Here is a 21,246-nt window from a genome sequence, read left to right on the forward strand (position 1 = left end):
CAACCTGATTGCGCGCGGCCGGCATCACATCAGGGGCGTCATGAAGAACGAGCGCGTGATGTTCGCGCTGGCCCTTGTTATGTTGTGACGCAACAACCCCGATCATGCTCGTGCTCAGCGTCCGTCATCTCACCAAGTCCTATCGATCCGGCGGCGAGCCGATCCACGTCCTGCGTGGCGTCGACCTCGACGTCTCCTCCGGCGAGCGCGTCGCGCTGACCGGTGAATCCGGCTCCGGCAAGAGCACGCTGCTGCATCTCATCGCCGGGCTCGATGCCGCCGACGGCGGCGACATCCTGCTCGACGGCGTTTCGGTCGGGGCGCTCGACGATTCGGCACGCGCGGCGGTCCGGCGCGAGCGGCTCGGCCTCGTGTTCCAGCAGTTCAATCTGGTGCCGAGCCTGTCGGTTCAGGACAATCTCAGTTTCCAGGCGCGGCTGGCCGGTCGGCATGATCCGGCGTGGCACACCGAGCTCGTCGAGCGGCTCGGGCTGAAGTCGCTGCTCAAGCGCTATCCGGAGCAACTGTCGGGGGGACAGCAGCAGCGCGTCGCGATCGGCCGCGCGCTGGCGGTCAAGCCGGCCCTGCTGCTCGCGGACGAGCCGACCGGCAATCTCGACGAGGACACCGCCGACGAGGTGATGGCGCTGACGCGCGACCTCGTCGCGCGCACCGGCTGCGGCTTCCTGATGGTGACGCACAGCGCGCGGCTCGCGGCGATGCTCGACCGCCGCGTCCACCTGCATGGCGGGCGCATCGCATGAGGCGCGCGCTGTGGATTCTCGCCGTGCTGCTCAGCCACTGGCGCCGGCATCCGATGCAGCTCGCGACCTTGCTGATCGGGCTGATCTCGGCGACCGCGCTGTGGAGCGGCGTGCAGGCGCTGAACCAGCAGGCGCGCAGCTCCTATGATCGCGCCGCGGCGATCTTCGGCGGCGCGCGCACGCCGATGCTGGTCGCGACCGACGGCAAGATGCTGCCGCAGAGCGTGTTTGCGGAATTGCGCCGCGCCGGCTGGCCGGTGTCGCCGGTGCTTGAAGGCCGCGTGCAGATCGACGGCCACTCGGTGCGGCTGCTCGGCATCGAGCCGTTCAGCATCCCCCGGGAGGTCGGCAATGCGCCGATGGTCGGGCGCAGCGAGCTCGAGGCCTTTCTCACACCGCCACATCGCACGCTGATCTCGCCGGAGACGCTGGCCGATCTCGGACTGAAAGACGGCACGGCGCCGCGGCTCAGCAACGACGCCCTGCTGCCACCCTTGATGGCGCAGCAGCAGCTCGCGCCCGGCGTGCTCGTGGTCGATATCAGCGACGCGCAGCGGCTTCTCGACAGGCCCGGCCAGATTTCGCGGCTGCTGGTCGGCAAGACGTCGGTCCAACGACCGCCGTTGCAGTCGTTCGCGGGCGGCCGGCTACAGCTCGTGCAGCCGGAGGCCGAGACCGACCTGGAGCGACTGACCGACAGCTTCCACCTCAACCTCACCGCCTTCGGCCTGCTGTCCTTCGTCGTCGGCCTGTTCATCGTCAATTCCGCCATCGGCCTCGCCTTCGAGCAGCGCCTGCCGGTGCTGCGCACCTTGCGCGCCTGCGGCGTGTCGGCGCGCCAGCTCAACGGCGTGCTGATCGGCGAGCTCATCGCCTTTGCCTTGGTGGCGGGGCTCGTCGGGCTGGTGTGCGGCTACGTCATCGCCGCCGCGCTGCTGCCGAACGTGGCGGCATCGCTGCGCGGGCTGTATGGCGCGCAGGTGCCGGGCGAGCTCAGCCTGCAGCCGGAATGGTGGTTTGCGGGCCTCGTCATCAGCATCGCCGGCGCGCTCGCAGCCGCGACGACCAGCCTGATCAAATCGATGCGGCTGCCGATCCTCTCCACCGCGCAGCCCTATGCGTGGCAGGAGGCGCAGCGGCGCTGGCTGCGCTTGCAGAGCGCGGTCGCGCTCGCCTTCTTCGTCGCCGCCGGCCTGCTGCTGTGGCTCGGGCAGTCGCTGCTGGCTGGCTTCGGCGTGCTCGCGGCGATGATGCTCGGCGCGGCGCTGCTGCTGCCCGCGATCCTGGAGCTGGTGCTGCGGCTCGGCGAGCGCGGCGCGCGCGCGGCGCTGGCGCAATGGTTCTGGGCCGACAGCCGCCAGCAGATCTCGGGCCTGTCGCTGGCGCTGATGGCGCTGCTGCTCGCGCTCGCCGTCAATGTCGGCGTCGCCACGATGGTCGAGACCTTCAGCCGCACCTTCCTGGTCTGGCTCGATGGCCGGCTCGCCGCCGACGTCTACGTCAGCGCCGCGGATGAAGCGCAGGCGCGCGACATCCAGACCTGGCTGCGCGCGCGGCCCGATGTCCAGGCCGTGCTGCCGGGCGGACGCGCCGAAACGCAGTTGGCGGGCGCTCCGATCGACATTCTCGGCCTGCCCGATCACGACACCTATCGCGACCATTGGCCGCTGCTGCAGGCCGGCGACAGCGCCTGGAAGCAGCTGGTGCGCGGCGACGCCGGCTTCGTCAGCGAGCAGTTGGCGCGCCGGCTCCATCTGTCTGTCGGTGACAGCATCGACCTCCCCGCATCCGGCGGCGACTGGCGCATCACGATCGCCGGCATCTATGCCGACTACGGCAATCCCAAGGGCCAGATCACGGTCAACGTCGCCGCGCTGACGCGCCGCTTCCCGGCGACGCCCATCACGCGCATGGCCGTGCGCGCAGCGCCGCCCGACGTGCCGGGACTGATCAGCGCGCTAACCGACAAATTCGGCCTGGACGGCCGCAACGTCATCGACCAGGCCACCGTGAAGCAGGAGTCGAAGCAGATCTTCAACCGCACTTTCGCGGTCACCGGCGCGCTCAACACCTTCACGCTGGGCGTCGCCGCGATCGCGCTGCTGACCAGCCTGCTGACCTTGGCGAACTCGCGGCTGCCGCAGCTCGCACCCTTATGGGCCATCGGGCTGACGCGACGGCGGCTCGCCGAAGTCGAGCTGTTGAAGACGCTGTCGCTCGCCGGCCTGACCGCGCTGCTCGCGCTGCCGCTCGGGCTCGTCGTGGCGTGGTGCCTGATCGCGATCGTCAATGTCAAAGCGTTCGGCTGGCGGCTGCCGTTCGACGTGTTCCCGCTGCAGCTCATCCGGCTGCTGGTCGTCACGCTGGTCGCGGCGGTGATCGCCTCGCTGCTGCCGGTGCTGCGGCTGGCCCGGATGCAGCCGGCCGATCTGGTCAGGACCTTCACCATTGAGCGCTAGAACGACGATCACGCGGCGCGGCCTGATCGGCGGGCTCGGCCTGCTGGCCCTGCCGCGCCTCGCACATGCACAGGGCTTTGCGGGCCTGAGCGACAGCGCCGACGGCTTTGCACCGGTGACGCCCGGACGAGCGTTCGGCTTCCCTGCGGATCACGGGCCGCACGACGATTTCCGCATCGAGTGGTGGTACGTCACCGCAAACCTCAGCGATAGCAGCGGCAAGGCCTATGGCCTGCAATGGACCCTGTTCCGCTCGGCGGCGCGGCCGGGGCCGCAAGCCGAGGGGTTCGACAATCAGCAGCTCTGGATGGCGCATGCCGCGGTGACGCGCGCGGACAGCCATCGCTCCGCCGAGAAATTCGCGCGCGGCGGCGTCGGCCAGGCCGGCGTCGAGGCCAAGCCGTTCCAGGCCTGGATCGATGACTGGCTGCTGAGCGGCACCGCCGCGACCGACGATCGATCGCTGGCGCCGCTCGACATGACCGCCGCCGGGCCGGACTTCTCCTACGCGCTGCATCTGGAGGCGGACCGTCCGGTGGTGCTGCAGGGCATCGGCGGCTACAGCCGCAAATCCGAGCGCGGCCAGGCGTCTTACTATTACAGCCAGCCGTTCTACCGCGCCCGCGGCCAGATCAATTTCGACGACACGCCGGTCGAGGTGACAGGCGTGGCCTGGCTCGACCGCGAATGGAGCAGCCAGCCGCTAGCCGCCGACCAGAGCGGCTGGGACTGGTTCGCGCTGCATTTTTCCGGCGGCGAGAAGCTGATGCTGTACCGGATGCGGCAGGGCAATGGCGACTACACGTCCGGCACCTGGATCACGGCCGACGGCGTCTCGCGCGCGCTCGGCCCCGCGGGCATCGTGATGACGCCAAAGGATATCGTTGCGATCGGTGAGCGCAGGCTGCCGGTCGGCTGGCGCGTCGAGATATCAGCGCTCGGCATCGCCATCGATACCGCGCCGCTCAACTCCAAGGCCTGGATGGGCACCCGCGTGCCCTATTGGGAGGGACCGATCAGCTTCAAGGGCAGCCACACCGGGGTGGGCTATCTCGAGCTGACGGGATATTGAAAAGCCGTCATCAGGGGGGAACCGCGCATGTATCACTTCACCGCACTCGTCACCGTGCTCGCGCTCATGCTGTATTTCTACATGGGGGTCCGCGTCGCGCAAGCGCGCGCCAGGTTCGGCGTCAAGGCGCCGGCCGTCACCGGCAATCTCGATTTCGAGCGCACCTATCGCGTGCAAGTGAACACGCTTGAATGGATGCCGATCTTCCTGCCGGCGCTGTGGCTGTTCGCGATCTATATCAGCGACCCGATCGCGGCCCTGATCGGCCTCGTCTGGATCGCGGGTCGCGCGATGTACATGGTGTCCTATGCGAAGGCCGCGGAGAAGCGCGGCCCCGGTTTCGGCGTGCAGGCGCTCGCCGCATCCGTACTCCTCGCCGGCGCGCTGATCGCCATCCTGTGGCGGATGCTGCACGGCTGATTGCTGCACCCATCGCCGTCGCCCCGGCTTTCGCCGCGACGGCGGCGATGGTGTGACGATCACTTCGTCAGCGGACAGCCGCTCTCCTTGGCGGTGAAGAACGCCTTGTCGCCGGGCACCGTGGCGAGCTGCTTGTAGTAGTCCCACGGCTTCTTCGATTCCGACGGCTTTTTGACCTCGAACAGGTACATGTCGTGGACCATGCGACCGTTGGCGAGCACCTTGCCCTGCGCGAAGGCGTCGTCGACCGGCAGCTCCTTCAGCTTGGCCGCCACCGCGTCGGAGTCCTTGGTTCCGGCGGCCTTCACCGCCTTCAGATAGGACAATGTCGCGGAATAGGTGCCGGCGTGGATCATGCTCGGCATCCGGCCGGTGCGCTTCATGAAGCGCTCGCTGAAGGCGCGGGACTTGTCGTCGCGACCCCAGTAGAAGCCTTCGGTGAGGATCAGGCCCTGCGCCGCCTCCAGCCCGAGACCATGCACCTCGGACAGGGTCATCAGCAGGCCGGCGAGCTTCTGCCCGCCCTTGACGATGCCGAACTCGGCCGCCTGCTTGATCGAGTTGGTGGTGTCGAGGCCGGCATTGGCAAGCCCGATGATCTTGGCCTTCGAGCTCTGCGCCTGCAGCAGGAAGGAGGAGAAGTCCGACGAGTTGAGCGGGATGCGCACCGAGCCCAGCACCTTGCCGCCCTTCGACGTCACGATGTCGCTGGTGTCCTTCTCCAGCGCATAGCCGAAGGCGTAGTCGGCGGTCATGAAGAACCAGGTATCGCCGCCGGATTCGACCAGCGCGCCGCCGGTGCCGACCGCGAGCGCGCGGGTGTCATAGGCCCAGTGGAAGCCGTAGGGCGTGCAGGCATCGCCCGATATGCGCGAGGTCGCGGCACCGACGACGATGTCGATCTTCTTCTTCTCCTTCGACAGATCCTGGATCGCCAGCGCGACCGAGGAGGTCGTCAGCTCGGTGATCATGTCGACACCCTCGGTGTCGTACCAGCGCCGCGCGATCGACGAGGCGAGATCGGGCTTGTTCTGATGGTCGGCGGTGACCAGCTCGACCTTCTGCCCCAGCACCTCGCCGCCGAAATCCTCGATCGCCATCTTGGCCGCTTCGACGGAATATTTGCCGCCGTAGTCGGCATAGACGCCGGACTGGTCATTGAGGATGCCGATCTTGACCTGCGCCGACGCCGGCGCCGCCGCCAGCAGCGCACCGACGGCCGCAAAAGCCAGCAAACCCGATTTCATATGGTCTCTCCCCGCATGTCTTGGTCTTGAGATGTCATTCGTTGGAATGCGCGCTCATGTTATGCCAGAACCCCGGCCACGCCCATCCCTTCCCGCCTCAGCCAATCGGCTGACAGCCATGTTGAGAGACGCAGGCTCCTCCGCTACATTCGCGTCCAAACAACGAGCCGTCCCGCCGGGATGGTGCGCAGGGAAGGAAACCGCCTGGACGCGTGAGGCAGCACCGTCTGCATCGCGTCGCCATGCCGAGGTGCCGCGGCAGGCGCCTTCCTCCCGCCTGCGCGCCGCGCCGCGGCGAGCTGCGCGCATCGGCAGGAGGACACATGTACACCGGCAAGCACGCCCGGCTGCGCCCATTGCAGCCTGCCTTCATCATGGCCTCGACCGGCGAGGCGGTGACCTATCGCGAGTTGGAGGCGCGCAGCAACCGGCTGGCGCATCTGTTCCGCCAACGCGGCCTGAAGCGGCTCGACCACTATTCGATCTTCATGGAGAACAACAGCCGCTATCTGGAGGCGTGCGGCGCCGGCGAGCGCTCCGGGCTGTATTTCACCTGCGTGAACTCCTACCTCACGCCCGGCGAGCTGGCCTACATCCTCAATAACAGCCGGTCGCGGCTTCTGATCACCTCCCTCGCCAAGCTCGACGTCGCGCGCGAGGCGCTGAAGCAGGCGCCCGACATCGAGCTCTGCATCGTCGCCGATGGCCGACGGGACGAACTTGGCGAGAGCGAGCGGATCGTCGGCCTCGCCGAGGCCACGGCCGGCCTGCCGGCGACGCCGATCGCCGACGAATGCGTCGGCACCGCGATGCTGTACTCCTCCGGCACCACGGGCCGGCCGAAGGGCATCCTGCGGCCGCTGCCCGAGCAGCCGCCGGTTCAGCAGCTTCCGATCTTCGACTTCCTGGAAAGACTGTGGCGCTACCGCGAAGGCATGATCTACCTGTCGCCGGCGCCGCTCTATCACTCCGCGCCGCAGGCCGCGGTCAACCTCACCATCCGCGTCGGCGGCACCGCCATCATCATGGAGACGTTCGACCCCGAGCGCTACCTGCAACTGGTCGAGCAATGGGGCATCACGCATACGCAATTGGTGCCGACGATGTTCTCGCGCATGTTGAAACTGCCGGAAGAGATCCGCACGCGCTATGATCTCTCCTCGCTCGAGGTCGCGATCCATGCCGCCGCGCCCTGCCCGGCACAGGTCAAGGAGGACATGATCAGATGGTGGGGGCCGATCATCCACGAATATTACGGCGCCACCGAAGGCCTCGGCTTCACCGCCTGCGACAGCGCGGAATGGCTCGCGCATCGCGGCACCGTCGGCAAGGTGCTGTTCGGCGACCTGCACATTCTCGATGAGACCATGCAGCCGTGCCCGACAGGAACGGCCGGCACGGTGTGGTTCAAGACGGGATCGCCGTTCGAGTACTTCAACGACCCCGAGCGCACCAAGGAGGCCCGTTCGGCCGACGGCAGCATGAGCACCGTGGGCGACGTCGGCTATGTCGATGCCGACGGCTATCTCTATCTCACCGACCGCGCCACCTTCATGATCATCTCCGGCGGCGTGAACATCTATCCGCAGGAATGCGAGAACCTGCTGATCACGCATCCGAAGGTCGCCGATGCCGCCGTATTCGGCGTGCCCAACCCCGATCTCGGCGAGGAGGTGAAGGCGGTGGTCCAGCCGATGTCGGGCATCATGCCTGGGCCCGAGCTGGAAGAGGAGCTGATCGCGTTCTGCCGGCAGTCGCTGTCGCGGCAGAAGGTGCCGCGCTCGATCGATTTCGAGAAGGAGCTGCCGCGGCTGCCGACCGGCAAGCTCTACAAGCGCCTGCTGCGCGACCGCTATTGGGGCAACAAGACGTCAAGGATCGTGTAGGGCGGCACGACCTCGGATTGATCCTGGTCAAGCGCGCGCGGTGCCGCGCAGCTATTCTCCGCCAATTGCGATCGCAGCACGAGACGACGACATGCGCGCTCATCAAATCATGACCAGATCCGTGATCGCGGTGACGCCCGGAACCCCGGTGGCCGAGGCAGCGCGGATCATGCTGCGCAACCACATCGGCGGGCTGCCTGTGGTCGACGCGTCCGGCACGCTCGTCGGCATGGTCACGGACGGTGATTTCCTGCGCCGCGCCGAGCTCGGCACCGAACGCAGGCAAGGCCGCTGGCTCGACCTCCTGGTCGGCCGCGGCCGCATCGGCGCCGACTTCGTCCATTCCCACGGCCGTACGGTTGGCGACATCATGAGCCAGCCTCCGGTCACGGTCAGCGTCGATGCCAGCCTGGCGGAGATCGCCGAGATCATGGAGAAGCGCAACATCAAGCGTCTCCCTGTGATGAGTGGCGACCGGCTGGCCGGCGTGGTGACCCATACGGATTTCCTGCAAACCGTGGCCGACCTCGCCACTGCCGTTCCAGGCCCCACCCCTGACGATGACGGGATCCGCAACGCCATCCTCGATTCACTCGACCAGGCCGCCTGCAAGCATTGCCGCTTCAACGTCGTCGTCCGCAACGGTATCGCGCATCTCACGGGCGCGGTGCGCAGCGAGAAGGAGCGGGCCACGGCGATCGTGGCGGCCAAGAGCGTCCAGGGCGTCAGGAACGTGCGCGACCACATGTGGGTCTATCCGCCGCCAGAGGACGAGTTCGGCGGCGGTGACATCGTCTCGCTGCAGGACCAGCCGTCGACCGACGACGACCAGCCGCTGTGAGGAGAGCCGGGCGTGCGACGTGCCTCCGTACCATCGCTGCTGCTGCTGGTCCTGCTGTCCGCCCCGGCGGCCGCCGAGGATCTCGATCACGGCCGCCAGCTCGCCGAGCGCTGGTGCGCCGCCTGCCACGCCGTGGCCACAGAGCCGACCAAGTTCCGGCGCGCCCGGCCGTTCGTCGCCATCGCGGCCAGGGATGACGTGACGAAGGAGATGCTGGCCAAGTTCCTCCTGCTTCCCCACGCGACGATGGCCAACAATCCGCTCAGTGCGAATGATGCGGCCGACCTGGCAGGCTACATCCTCAGCCTGAGGAAGTAGTTGATGCGACATTCGCCAATGGGTTGAGCCGCCCCCCCGGTCGGCGGCGTCCGGATGCAAGCGGACCCCTGGCGCCGAACGTTCGGCGGCAATTTAGCAGGATCTCCTGGAACAAAACGCCCATGCCTGCGTTCTCCGTGTTCGCCGTCGTGAGCTGGAGCACGTCGCACGGCCCCAAGGGGGTCTGCCGACGGCAAATCGTCCTGTCCTCGTTGCCGGAAAAACCAACAACAAGCAGCGATCGAGATAGCCCTTGCATTTGTACACAAACAAGTTGGTAATCCGGTGCACGGCGTCTTCTCTGCCGACCTGTTAGCAAGGAGCCTGCGACGTGCACGGAATGCCCGGCGCCTCCCCCGCCCCACGCGTAACCGACGACGATACGGCCTATCTGGCGGCGATCGTGGAGTCCTCGGCCGACGCCATTGTCGGCACCACCGCCGACGGCGTCATCCGCAGTTGGAACGCGGCCAGCGAACGGATGCTGGGGTTCACCGCGGCTGAAATGATCGGCAGATCCGTCTCCGAGATCATCCCCCCCGAGCTGGCGGAAGAAGCGAGCGCCTTGCGCGCCAGGGTCAACGCGGGCGAAGCGATCGAGAGCTTCGAGACCGTCCGGCTGACCAAGCAGGGACGCCCGATCGAGGTCTCCATCACGTTTTCGCCGATCCGCAGCAGCACCGGCGTGATTGTCGGCATCTCCAAAGTCATCCGCGATGTCACGCTGTCGAAGAAGACCGAGCGTGCGGCGGCGATGCTCGCGGCCATCGTCGCCTCGTCCTCGGACGGCGTCGTCAGCAAGACGCTGGACGGCACGATCACCAGCTGGAACAAGAGCGCCGAACGCATCTTCGGCTTCTCGGAAGGCGAGATGATCAACCGCTCGATCCGCACGATCATCCCGCAGGAGCGCCAGGCCGAGGAGGACCGGATCCTCGCCACCGTCCTATCCGGCGCGATCATCGACAATTTCGAGACCATCCGCCTGCGCAAGGATGGGGCGCTCATCGACGTGTCGGTGACGGTCTCGCCGGTCCGGGACTCCAGCGGCCGCATCATCGGCGCCTCCAAGATCGTGCGTGACATCACCGACAAGCGCCAGACAAGGGAGCAGTTGCGCACCTTGCTGGCCGAGGTGAACCACCGCAGCAAGAACCTGCTGTCGCTGGTGCAGGCGATCGCCCGGCAGATGACCCGTCACGGCCGCCAGCTCGACCTCAACCGCTTTCTGGAGCGCCTGCAGGCGATCGCGAGCAATCAGGATCTCCTGATCCAGAACGATTGGCGTTTCATTCCACTCGGCGGCCTGGTCCGCTCGCAGCTCGGGGCGTTCAGCGACTTGATCGGCGACCGCATCGCGATCGACGGGCCGCCGATCGAGCTGACGCCGGAGGCCGCGCAGTCGATCGGCATGGCAGTCCACGAGCTCGCCACCAACGCCGCCAAATATGGCGCACTGTCGAACGACGAGGGACGGATCGCGGTCCGCTGGACGCGCATCGACGACAGCTTCGACATGACGTGGGTCGAAAGCGGCGGACCTGAGGTCGCGCCGCCGGAGCACACCGGCTTCGGAAGCCGGGTGATTTCCGATCTGGTACGCGCCGGCCTGGATGGAACGGTCGAGGTCGAGTTCCTGCCGACCGGACTACGCTGGCACCTGAGGTGCCCCCTGCAACGCCTCTGCCGCGACCGTCATCATGCGCGACAGTGAGAAGACTCATCTCCTGATCGTCGAGGACGATCCCATGATCGGCTTCGACCTCGCGGTCGAGCTCGAAGCCGCCGGATTCACGGTCGTCGGCGTGGCGGCGACCGTGCACAAAGCCCTCCATCTGCTGGAGCGGAATCACTGCGATCTCGCCGTGCTCGACGTCAATCTCGGGCAGGAAACATCGGCGCCGATCGCGCGCGCTTTGGTCGCGGCCGGCGTGCCCTTCGTCGCCGTCACCGGCTATTCCGTCGATCAATGCCCGGAAGAATTCGCCACGGCACCGCTGCTGTCGAAGCCGTTCCAGACGTCGCGGCTGGTAGCCGCACTGAAGCGGCAATTGCATCAGTGAAGTCTGTTGCAGCGGGAGACGAGCTTCCGCGTGACGTGGCTGCAGCGGTTGCATCTTCGAGACAAGCCGACCTCTCCCCGCAACTGCCAGCGCAATCGCTTGTGGCGGTCTCCGTCTTTCGACCGTCTGTTTCCACGTCGTCATGGCCGGGCTTGTCCCGGCCATCCACATCGACGTCGCGCCCTGAAAGGACGCAGGCAGGCAACTCACGCCCACCTGCCCGACGGTCAGGCCGCAATCTCCGCCACGATCCGCCCCGTCGTCACCTGGTCGCCCTCGGCGACCTCGATCGCGGTCACCGTTCCGGCGATGCCGGCGGTGTGGACGTGCTCCATCTTCATCGCCTCGAGCGTCACCACCGGCTGTCCCACAGCCACGCTGTCGCCCGGCTTCACCAGCACCGCGACCACACGACCATTCAACGCCGCGCGAACCCTGCCATCACCGCCGCCAGCGGCTGAGGATTGCGGCCTCGCCAACGTCACGTCGCGCAGCGCCAGCGTCTGGTCGCGATGCTGGACGAACAGCCGATCGTTGTCGCGGACGAAGCGCGCGCTCTCGACGATCTCGGCGTGACGAACGCGGATCGCATCATCCGTGAGCGACACGATCTCGAAGCGATGCTCTGCATCGCCACGCGTCACGCGATAGATTCCGTCACGCTCGCGCAGCAGCTCGCACTCGGCCACCTCACCGGCGATCTCGAACCGGAGCGGCGTCGCGAAGGCTGCCGCGAGCGAGCGGCCGCGGCGGACGGGATGCGCGAGCGGATGGCTGACGGAGAGCAGCAACGCACCCAGCGAGAGGTCTGCCGCTTCGACCGCCGGCGCACGCAGCTCGTCACGATGCGCCGCGATGAATGCGGTGGTCGCCTTGCCCGCGGAGAAGGCCGGATGCCGCAGGCAGGACATGAGGAAGGCCCGGTTGGTCGGGACGCCCAAGGCAATGGCCTGCTCCAATCCGGCGATCAGTCTTGCGCGCGCCTCCTCACGAGTCGCAGCATGGCTGATCAGCTTGGCGATCATCGAATCGTAATGGGGCGGGATGTCCGCGCCGGACTCCAGCGCATGCTCGACCCGGATCGTCCCGGGCATCTGCCACAGCGTCATCCGCCCGGACTGCGGCATGAAGTCGTGCGCCGCATCCTCGGAGCACAGTCGCACCTCGATCGCGTGACCCGAGAAGCTGATCTGCTCCTGGCGCAACGGCAGGGGCTCGCCCGCGGCGATGCGCAATTGCCATTCGACGAGATCGAGTCCCGTCAGTGCCTCTGTCACGGGATGCTCGACCTGCAGCCGCGTGTTCATCTCCATGAAGTAGAATTGGCCGTCGCCGTCGAGCAGGAATTCCAGGGTGCCGGCGCCCTCATATCCGAGCGCCTTCACCGCCTGCACCGCCACGGCGCCCATGCGCACGCGCAGCTCCGGCCCGACCGCGGGCGACGGCGCCTCCTCGATCAGCTTCTGGTGCCGGCGCTGCACCGAACAGTCGCGCTCGCCGAGATGGATGGCATTGCCGTGCCGATCGCCGAACACCTGGATCTCGATGTGGCGCGGATTGGCGATCGCCTTCTCCAGGATGACGGTGCCGTCACCGAACGCGGCGGCCGCTTCGGAGCGCGCACTGCGCAGCAAATCGGGGAACGCGCCGGCGTCTGTCACGAGCCGCATGCCGCGGCCGCCGCCACCGGCGACGGCCTTGATCATTACCGGGAAACCAATGCGGCGCGCCTCGCGCAGCATCGCGTCGTCGCCCTGGTCCTCCCCCTGATAGCCGGGTACGCAGGGCACACCGGCGCAACTCATGATCACCTTGGCGCCGGCCTTGTTGCCCATCGCCTTGATCGCCTCGGGCGATGGCCCGATGAACACCAGACCGGCCTCCTTGCACGCTTGCGCAAAATCCTCGTTCTCGGCGAGGAAGCCATAACCGGGATGCACGGCATCCGCGCCCGTCGCCTTTGCGGCGGCAATGATCGCTGCGATGTTGAGATAGGACTGTGCCGGCGGCGGCGCGCCGATGCGGACCGCCTGATCGGCGAGCCGGACATGCGGCGCCTCAAAATCTGCATCGGAATAGACTGCGACCACACCGTAGCCGAGCCGGCGCGCGGTGCGCATGACCCGCAAGCCGATCTCACCGCGGTTGGCGATCAGCACCTTGTGGAACGGCCTGCGTTGCATTCCCGTCATCTCTCCGCTCATGGCCTGGACACCGAGAACTGCATGCGCTGCGGCTGCCGCGCTTCCGCCTCGCGGCAGATCGCCAGCACCTCCGACAGCACCGCGCGGGTGTCGCGCGGATCGATCACGCCGTCGTCGAGCACGCGCGCCGAAGTCGCAAACACGTCCATCTGGCTGTCGAACACGCCGATGATCTGCGCCTTCATGGCGTCGAGCTTCTCGCGTTCCACCGGCTTGCCGCGGCGCGCTGCGGCCGCTTCGGTCACGATCGCCATCGTCTCCGCCGCCTGCTCACCACCCATCACGGCGGTCTTGGCGTTGGGCCAGGAGAAGCAGAAGCGCGGGTGGAAGCCGCGGCCGCACATGCCGTAATTGCCCGCCCCGAACGAGGCCCCGCAATAGATCGTGATCTGCGGCACGGTCGCCGACGTCACCGCCTGGATCATCTTGGAGCCGTGTTTGATCATGCCGGCCTCCTCATAGGCGCGGCCGACCATGTAGCCGGTGGTGTTGTTGAGATACAGGATCGGTGTGCGCGTCTGGCAGCAGGCCTGGATGAAGTGCGTCGCCTTGTTGGCGCCCGCCGGATCGAGCGGGCCATTGTTGGTGACGATGCCGATCGCCTGGCCCTCGATGCGGGCATGGCCGCACACCGTCGCAGGCCCGTAGTTCGGCGCCATCTCGACGAAGTCACTGTCGTCGACGATGCGCGCAATGACCTGGCGCATGTCGACGGGGCGCTTGTGGTCGAGCGGCATGATGCCGAGCAGCTCCTCCTGATCGTAGCGCGGCGGCTGTACCGGCGACGACTCCTGCGATGGCCGGTCCCAGTTGAGCTTGCCCATGATTTCGCGCGCGATGCGCAGCGCGTCGCGATCGTCCTCGGCGAGATAGTCGCCGAGCCCGGAGATCGAGGTGTGCATCTCGGCGCCGCCGAGCTCCTCCTCGGTGGCGATCTCGCCGGTCGCGGCCCTCAACAGCGGCGGCCCGGCGAGGAAGGCACGGGTGCGTCCGCGCACCATCACGATGTAGTCGGACAATCCGGTCTGATAGGCGCCGCCCGCGGTCGACGAACCATGCGTCACGGTGACGACCGGAAGGCCCGCCGCCGAGAGCCGCGCCAGATTGCGAAAGATGTTGCCGCCGCGGACGAAATCCTCGACGCGGTAGCGCAGCAGGTTGGCACCGGCACTCTCGACCAGTTGCACGTAGGGCAGCTTGTTCTCCAGCGCCAGCTCCTGCACGCGCAGGGTCTTGTCGAGGCCGTAAGGCTGCAGCGCGCCAGCATCGATGCCGGCGTCGTTCGCCGAGACCATGCAGCGCACGCCGGACACGAAGCCGATGCCGGCGACGACGCCGCCGCCCGGCACACTCTTGGCCGGGTCCGGCGTATCGAACATGTAGCCGGCAAGCGTCGATAGCTCCAGGAACGGCGCGCCGGGATCGAGCACCAAGGCGACGCGCTCGCGCGGCAACAACTGGCCGCGCTGATGGAAGCGCTCCTTTGCCGCCGCCGAGGCATTGCGCGTGCGCGCCTCGAGATCGCGCATCCGCGCGATCAGGTCGAGGATGCCGTCACGGTTGGCTTGGAAGGCCGCGCCGGCGGGAGAGATGGTGTTGTCGATCACTGCCACGAACGAGGTTCTCTCTTTTGGCCGTCATTCCGGGGCGCGCGGAGCGCGAGCCCGGAATCCATACTCCCGATGGTGGTTATGGATTCCGGGCCTGGCCCTTCGGGCCATCCCGGAATGACGGCGGAAGTCGTTGATACGGCTCACGCGCTCTTCGCGAAATGCTCGCCATAGGCCTGGCGCAGCTCGACCTTGCGCAGCTTGCCGGTGGCCGTCATCGGCATCTCCTCGAGCACCCGCACCAGCTTCGGCACCTGGAAGCCGCCAAGCGACTTGCGGCAGTGCTCGAGCAGCTCGGTCTCGCTGGCCCGCGCGCCGGGCTTGAGCTTGACGAAGGCCGAGACGGCCTCGCCCCATTGCGGATGCGGCAGGCCGACGACGGCGGCATTCTGCACCGCCGGATGCGCCAGCAGGGTCTCCTCGATCTTGACCGAGGCGACGTTCTCACCGCCGGACTTGATCATGTCCTTCTTGCGATCGAGGAACAGCACCTCGCCCTTGTCGATGACCGCGAGGTCGCCCGTGTGGTGCCAGCCGAACTTGCGGGCGTCCTCGGTCGATTTCGGATCCTTGTAGTAGCCCAACATCACGTTGGGCCCGCGATGCACCAGCTCGCCGATCTCGCCGGGCGGCAGCAGATTTCCGGCATCGTCCATGATGGCGGTCTCGTTGACGAACAGCGACTCGCCCCAGTAGTTGCCGAAGCGGTCGAGCTGGACCTCGGGCCGCGACATCGTCGTCGCCGGATACATCTCGGTCTGACCGCTGGTCAGCGCGAAGTTCGGACACAGCTCCTTGATCGCGCGCTCCAGCAGCGGCCGGCCCATCGGCGCCATGGTGTAGAGGCAGGTGCGCAGATGCGAAAGATCGAACTCCTTCCGCCGCGGATGATCGAGGATGGCTTGGTACATCAGCGGCAGACCGACGAACACGGTCAGCCGATCGCGTACGATCGCCTCCATGCAGGCGACCGGGTCGAAGCCGCGCATCAGCGCCATGCGGCCGCCGACCGAGAGATAGCTGAGCAGCAGCACGTGACCGGCACAGTGGAACAGCGGGAACTGCCCGGTGATGCCGTCGTCGCGCGAGAGCTGCATCTCGATGCAGTTGCTCATGACGGCCATCACCACGGCGAGGTGACAGTGCATCGCGCCCTTCGGCCGCGACGTCGTGCCCGACGTGTAGATGATCATCGCGAGATCGCGATCGTTGATCTCGATCTCGGGCTCGACGTCCGAATGCCCCTGGATGAGGTCGGTGAAGCTGGCGAGCCCCGCGGTCCTCGCCGTGCCGGTGAGATCGACGGCGACCAGCTCGACGCCGCGCTGTTCCAGCGCCGCCCGCCGCTCCGGCTGCGCAAACAGATTGTCATCGACGAGCGCGAAGCGCACCTCGGCATGGCCGAGGATGTAATCCATGTCGGCGGGCCCGAGCATCGTATTGATCGGCACCCAGACGAGACCGGCGCGATGGATGCCGAACAGCGCTTTGACGAACTCGATCGAGTTGTTGCAGACGGTCGAGATCTTCTCGCCCGGCTTCAGCCCCTTGGCGACGAGATGGTTCGCAAACCGGTTGGCATCGCGCTCGAGCTCGGTGAACGTCACCTGACGGGCGCCATCGGTGATCGCCACCCGCTCGGGAAAGCGGCGCGCCGCGCGCTTCAGGAGGTCGCCGATCGCAACCCGGCCGATGCGGCCGGGACCGGACACGCCGCCGGTGGCGTCGAGATTGGTCATTGGTCTGTTCCCTCCCCATTCACGTCATTGCGAGGAGCCGAAGGCGACGAAGCAATCCAGGGCGTCGTGCAGAACTCTGGATTGCGTCGCTGCGCTCGCAATGACGGCGTCTGCCTGCGTCAGTTCACCGTGCCGAACATCTGCCGCGCCTCGGCCGGGCTTGCGATCTCGCGGCCGGCGCGCCGCGCGCACGCCGCGATGGCCTCGATCAGCTGGCCGTTCGAGGTCACCTTGGTGCCGTCGGCGAGATAGAACGTGTCCTCCAGCCCGGTGCGGAGATGGCCGCCGAGCTCGGCGCAGCGCTGGTGCAGCGGCCAGATCTCCGCCCGGCCAATTGCCGTGACTTGCCAGTGCGCTTCCGGCAGCTTCAGCTTGAGCAGGATGGGCAGCAGCTCGGGATCGGCCGGCATGCCGGACGCGACGCCCATCACGAAGTTGTATTCGAGCGGGCCGTCATACATGCCGGCCTGGCGATACATGCCGACGCAGCGGACGATGCCGACATCGAAGCATTCGAATTCCGGGATCGTGTGCGCGTCCTTCATCGCGGCGAGATAGTCCTGGATCTTCTCGACCGAGTTGTCGAACATCATCGGCGGCCAGGCCCAATTGTTGTCGGCCTTGACCTTCAGATAGTTCAGCGAGCCGGCATTGCAGGCCGCGATCTCCGGCCGGGTTTGCCGGATGCAGTCGAGCGCGCCTTGATAGTTCGGTCCCGACACGCCCGAGGTGTGATTGATGATCACGCCGGGACAGGCCTCCCGGATCGCCTGCTGGATCTCGCGGGAGACGTCGACGTCCCAGGACGGCAGATGCCCCTTGCCCGGCGCCTGCTGGCGCAGATGGATGTGCATGATCGCAGCACCCGCGTCATAGGCGCGCCGCGCCTCGCGCGCCATCTCCTCGGGCGTGACCGGCACATGGTGCTGCCTGGGATCGGTGAGCACGCCGTTCAGCGCGCAGGTGATGACGGCTTTGTCGCTCATGGCACTCGTTCGATGGGCTCCGCGCAGGCGGCGCTGTGCTGACAGGGTCCGTATATGACGGCCGCACGCCGGGATCTGCTTGCGTTGACTCGCTGGTGACATGCGGCGCAACCGGATATTGCTTTGCATCAAGTCCGCGGCCGGAAACGGCGCTAAGCGGTTCCTGCTTCTCCTCACGGGCGTGCAATGTCGATCGACCCACAACCTGCGCCGATGTTTCCCAATGGCTTGAGCGCGGCGGAGGCAGCGCGCCGGCTGCGGACGGAAGGCTTCAACGAGCTGCCGCAGCCGGGCTCGCGCTCGATCCTGCGCCTCGTCGCAGACGTTCTGAAGGAACCGATGCTTCTCCTGCTGCTGGGCGGCGCCGGCATCTATCTCGCGCTGGGCGACGCGGCGGAAGCGATGCTGCTCGGCGTGTTCGCCTCGGCCTCCGTCTTCATCACCATCGTGCAGGAGGCGCGGACCGAGCGCGTGCTGGAATCGCTGCGCGACCTGTCAAGCCCGCGCGCCCTGGTGATCCGCGACGGCGAGCGCATCCGCATCGCCGGCCGCGAGGTGGTGCGCGGCGATCTCATCGTGCTGGCGGAAGGTGATCGCGTCGCAGCCGATGCGGTGCTGCGGCAATGCGACGATCTGCTGACAGATGAATCGTTGCTGACAGGCGAATCCGTGCCGGTGCGCAAGCGGCCGGCCGCCGGCGAAGCGATGGACGCGGCAACCGTGGCCGGCGGCGACGACCAGCCCTTCGTGTTCTCCGGCAGCCTGGTGGTGCGCGGCGGCGGCATTGCCGAGGTGATGGCGACCGGGCCGCACACGGCGATCGGCAGGATCGGCCAGTCGGTGACCGCCTTGGAGACCGAGACGCCGCGGTTGCGGCAGCAGACCCGGCGCCTGGTGCTGGCGTTCGCGATCGCCGGCGCCATCGTGGTTGCGGTCACGGTCGTGCTCTATGCGGTGTACCGCGGCGGCTGGCTGGAGGGAATCCTCGCCGGCATCGCGCTGGGCATGTCGATGCTCCCGGAGGAATTCCCGGTGGTGCTGACGGTGTTTCTGGCGATGGGCGCCTGGCGCATCTCGCAGGCGCGGGTGCTGACGCGGCGCGCTTCGGCGATCGAATCGCTCGGCGCCGCCACCGTGCTGTGCACCGACAAGACCGGCACGCTGACGCAGAACCGCATGATGGTGGCCCGGCTGGTGCTGCCGGACGGCGGCGCGCTGCAGCCTGCGACGGCGACGCCGGATGCCATCACACCGCCCTTCCGCGATCTCGTCGCCACCGCCGTGCTCGCCTGCGACCCGCAGTCGCATGATCCGATGGAGCAGGCGCTGCACGCGCTCGGCGCCGACGCCACCGCGGGCGCCACGTTGCAGCGGCGCTACGGTCTGCGCCCCGACCTGCTGGCGATGACCAACGTCTGGTCGCGCGACGGCGCCGGCGTCGCTGCGGCCAAGGGCGCGCCGGAAGCGATCGCATCGCTCTGCGGCGTCGATGGCGGCGAGCTGGCGGCGCTGCAGGCGCGCGTCGAGACGCTCGCCGCCGAGGGCCTGCGCGTGCTCGGCGTCGCCCAGGCGAGCTGGAGCGGCGAGGCGCTCCCCGACACACAGCAGGACTTCGCGTTCTCGTTCCGCGGTCTCGTCGGCTTCGCCGACCCGCTGCGTCCGGAGGTGAAGGATGCCGTCGCCGAGTGCCGCTCCGCCGGCGTCCGCGTCATCATGATCACCGGCGACTATCCCGCGACGGCCACCGCCATTGCGCGGCAGGCCGGAATCGATCCCGAGCGCGTCATCGCGGGCCCCGAGCTTGCCGATCTCGACGACGACGCCCTGGCGCTTGCGGCGCGCGCGCCGACGGCGTTCGCGCGCATCATGCCGGAGCAGAAGCTGCGCATCGTCACCGCGCTCAAGGCCGACGGCGAGATCGTCGCGATGACCGGCGACGGCGTCAATGATGCGCCGTCGCTCAAGGCCGCGCATATCGGCATCGCGATGGGCGGCCGCGGCACCGACGTCGCGCGCGAGGCCTCGGCGATCGTGCTGCTCGACGATGATTTCGGCTCGATCGTCAAGGCGATCCGGCTCGGCCGGCGCATCTACGACAATCTGCGCAAGGCGATGAGCTTCATCCTCGCCGTGCACTTTCCCATCGCCGGGCTGGCGCTGCTGCCGCTCGTCACGGGCCTGCCGCTGCTGCTCGGACCCGTGCACATCGCCTTTCTCGAAATGATCATCGATCCCGTCTGTTCGCTGGTGTTCGAGGCCGAGACCGAGGAAAGCGACATCATGCGGCGGCCGCCGCGCGATCCGCAGGAGCCATTGCTGCCGCGGCCGCTGGTGCTGTGGGGGGCGCTGCAGGGCATCCTGGCTATGCTCACCACCGGCGGCGTCCTGCTGCTGGCACACCGCAACGGCATGCCGGACGACGAGCTCCGCGCGCTGGTGTTCTTCACCCTGGTGTCGGTGATCGTCAGCCTGATCTTCGTCAACCGCTCGTTCTCGAGCTCGCTGCGCGAGGCGCTGCTGCGGCCGAACCGCATGCTGCTGCTGGTGATCGGCTTCGTCGTCGCCGTGCTCGCGACCAGCCTGACGCTGCCCGCCGCCGCGGCGCTGTTCCGGTTCGGACCGCTGCACGCCGACGATCTCGCGCTGACCGCGACAGCCGCGCTGACCACGCTGATCCTGCTCGAACTGTCGAAGTTTCCGCTGCGCGCCGCGCTCGCGCGGCACGCAGCCAGGAAAGGTCAGGTCAAGGCGACCTCGCCGGCGCGGTAGATCGCGAGATCGCGCGAGCCGGAGAAGATCGCGCGCGGCTTCAGCCCGTAGAAGCGCCGGATCGAGTGGCTGAAATGCGTGGAATCCGGATAACCGATGTCCTGCGCGAGATGCGCCAGGTTGAGGTCCTGGTTGGCGTAGTTGAGCAGATGCCGCGCGCGCTTCCAGGCGCGGAACGAGCGGAAGGAGATGTCGGTCTCCTCCTTGAACAGATGCAGGAAGCGCGACGTCGAGAGCCCGACGGCGGCGGCGCAGCTCTCGGCCGTCGCCGGCTCGCCGGAGAAGCGGCTGATCAGCGCGATCGCCTTGACCACGCGCGGATCGAGCGTCCGCTGCGGCAGCACCTCGCCGAAGCACAGCCGGTCGAACACGGCGCTGGTGACGTCGCCGCTCAGCGGCCGCTGCACCAGCTCCTCATAGGCGGCGCGGATGCGGCCAGCATAGGCCTCCGCCTCGCGGGAGACCTTGCTCGCGAAGCGATCCAAGGTGCCGATCGGCACGCTCTCCGGCTCGATCGTTACGACGATGACGGTCCGATAGTCACTCTCGATCGTGTGCGGCCTGTTGGGCGGCACGACCAGCAGCTCGCCGCAACGCTCCTCGCCGCCGTCGGGAATCAGCCGCAGGCTGCCGGTGAGCGCGACGTAGATATGGCACGCGCCCGAGCAGCGCTGGCGCGGACGGCCGAGCAGCCCGGCGTAGAAGACGCGCTCGGGCGTGATCAGCATGAGATGGCCGGAGTCCCGGCGGGTCACATCCATGGTCTTCCTCCTGAGGCGCGGCTCTGTCGGCCGCTTCTTTGGAGAAGAACCATAGCGCAATTCGCGCCCCTGTCATCGGCGACGATTGCCGATTTTTGTCGCGGTTA

16 protein-coding genes are annotated in these 21,246 nt (G+C 67.5%); 10 read left to right on the top strand and 6 right to left on the bottom strand.

The window, feature by feature from the left end:
* Positions 1-104: 104 nt before the first annotated feature.
* Genes QX041_RS13770 through QX041_RS13785 form a run of 4 tightly spaced genes read left to right on the top strand, consistent with a single transcriptional unit; the run spans position 105 to position 4,715 of the window.
* A complete protein-coding gene (locus QX041_RS13770) occupies positions 105-764 on the top strand; it encodes an ABC transporter ATP-binding protein (RefSeq protein WP_315717075.1) in 660 nt (219 codons plus the stop codon).
* Positions 761-3,223 carry an ABC transporter permease gene (locus QX041_RS13775; protein WP_316165640.1) on the top strand — a complete coding sequence of 821 codons (2,463 nt, stop codon included), beginning with the start codon at positions 761-763 and terminating at the stop codon, positions 3,221-3,223. The genes QX041_RS13770 and QX041_RS13775 overlap by 4 nt, the downstream gene beginning before the upstream one ends.
* A complete protein-coding gene (locus tag QX041_RS13780) occupies positions 3,213-4,295 on the top strand; it encodes a lipocalin-like domain-containing protein (RefSeq protein ID WP_316165641.1) in 1,083 nt (360 codons plus the stop codon). Before QX041_RS13775 ends, QX041_RS13780 begins: the two co-directional genes overlap by 11 nt.
* Positions 4,296-4,322: 27 nt before the next feature.
* Positions 4,323-4,715 carry an MAPEG family protein gene (locus tag QX041_RS13785; protein WP_315827924.1) on the top strand — a complete coding sequence of 131 codons (393 nt, stop codon included), beginning with the start codon at positions 4,323-4,325 and terminating at the stop codon, positions 4,713-4,715.
* Positions 4,716-4,774: 59 nt separating this feature from the next.
* On the opposite strand, the gene QX041_RS13790 is transcribed toward QX041_RS13785, so the two are convergent.
* A complete protein-coding gene (locus QX041_RS13790) occupies positions 4,775-5,962 on the bottom strand; it encodes an ABC transporter substrate-binding protein (RefSeq protein ID WP_316165643.1) in 1,188 nt (395 codons plus the stop codon).
* A 323-nt stretch (positions 5,963-6,285) separates the two neighbouring features.
* Between QX041_RS13790 and QX041_RS13795 the strand changes: the two genes are divergently transcribed.
* From QX041_RS13795 to QX041_RS13815, 5 genes are all read left to right on the top strand, one after another.
* Positions 6,286-7,848, top strand: a complete 1,563-nt coding sequence (locus tag QX041_RS13795) for an AMP-binding protein (protein WP_316165644.1) — start codon at positions 6,286-6,288, stop codon at positions 7,846-7,848.
* Between the two features lie 91 nt (positions 7,849-7,939).
* Positions 7,940-8,689, top strand: coding sequence for a CBS domain-containing protein (locus QX041_RS13800; protein ID WP_316165645.1), 750 nt, complete (start codon positions 7,940-7,942; stop codon positions 8,687-8,689).
* A gap of 12 nt (positions 8,690-8,701) precedes the next feature.
* Positions 8,702-9,007: a cytochrome c gene (locus QX041_RS13805; RefSeq protein ID WP_315717067.1), complete on the top strand. Its 306-nt coding sequence runs from the start codon at positions 8,702-8,704 to the stop codon at positions 9,005-9,007.
* Between the two features lie 331 nt (positions 9,008-9,338).
* A complete protein-coding gene (locus QX041_RS13810) occupies positions 9,339-10,721 on the top strand; it encodes a PAS domain S-box protein (protein ID WP_316165647.1) in 1,383 nt (460 codons plus the stop codon).
* Complete coding sequence (locus tag QX041_RS13815) at positions 10,708-11,070, top strand: response regulator (protein ID WP_315717065.1); 363 nt, start codon at positions 10,708-10,710, stop codon at positions 11,068-11,070. Before QX041_RS13810 ends, QX041_RS13815 begins: the two co-directional genes overlap by 14 nt.
* A gap of 227 nt (positions 11,071-11,297) precedes the next feature.
* On the opposite strand, the gene QX041_RS13820 is transcribed toward QX041_RS13815, so the two are convergent.
* The 4 genes from QX041_RS13820 to QX041_RS13835 form a co-directional block, all read right to left on the bottom strand.
* On the bottom strand, positions 11,298-13,253 hold the full coding sequence (locus QX041_RS13820) for an acetyl-CoA carboxylase biotin carboxylase subunit (RefSeq protein WP_316165818.1): 1,956 nt from the start codon (positions 13,251-13,253) through the stop codon (positions 11,298-11,300).
* Positions 13,254-13,270: 17 nt separating this feature from the next.
* Entirely contained in the window at positions 13,271-14,887 is a 1,617-nt protein-coding gene (locus tag QX041_RS13825) for an acyl-CoA carboxylase subunit beta (RefSeq protein WP_316165648.1), read from the bottom strand.
* A gap of 140 nt (positions 14,888-15,027) precedes the next feature.
* A complete protein-coding gene (locus QX041_RS13830) occupies positions 15,028-16,623 on the bottom strand; it encodes an AMP-binding protein (protein ID WP_316165650.1) in 1,596 nt (531 codons plus the stop codon).
* 119 nt (positions 16,624-16,742) lie between these two features.
* Complete coding sequence (locus QX041_RS13835) at positions 16,743-17,609, bottom strand: 3-keto-5-aminohexanoate cleavage protein (protein WP_315767746.1); 867 nt, start codon at positions 17,607-17,609, stop codon at positions 16,743-16,745.
* A 186-nt stretch (positions 17,610-17,795) separates the two neighbouring features.
* Between QX041_RS13835 and QX041_RS13840 the strand changes: the two genes are divergently transcribed.
* Positions 17,796-20,378 (top strand): cation-translocating P-type ATPase, encoded by a 2,583-nt coding sequence (locus QX041_RS13840; RefSeq protein WP_316165652.1) that lies wholly within the window; start codon positions 17,796-17,798, stop codon positions 20,376-20,378.
* Here QX041_RS13840 and QX041_RS13845 read toward each other — a convergent pair.
* A complete protein-coding gene (locus tag QX041_RS13845; protein ID WP_316165654.1) occupies positions 20,348-21,139 on the bottom strand; it encodes an AraC family transcriptional regulator in 792 nt (263 codons plus the stop codon). The two genes, QX041_RS13840 and QX041_RS13845, sit on opposite strands and share 31 nt — an antisense overlap.
* Positions 21,140-21,246 lie beyond the last annotated feature (107 nt).

This window comes from Bradyrhizobium sp. SZCCHNRI2009 (assembly GCF_032485115.1).
GTDB lineage: Bacteria > Pseudomonadota > Alphaproteobacteria > Rhizobiales > Xanthobacteraceae > Bradyrhizobium.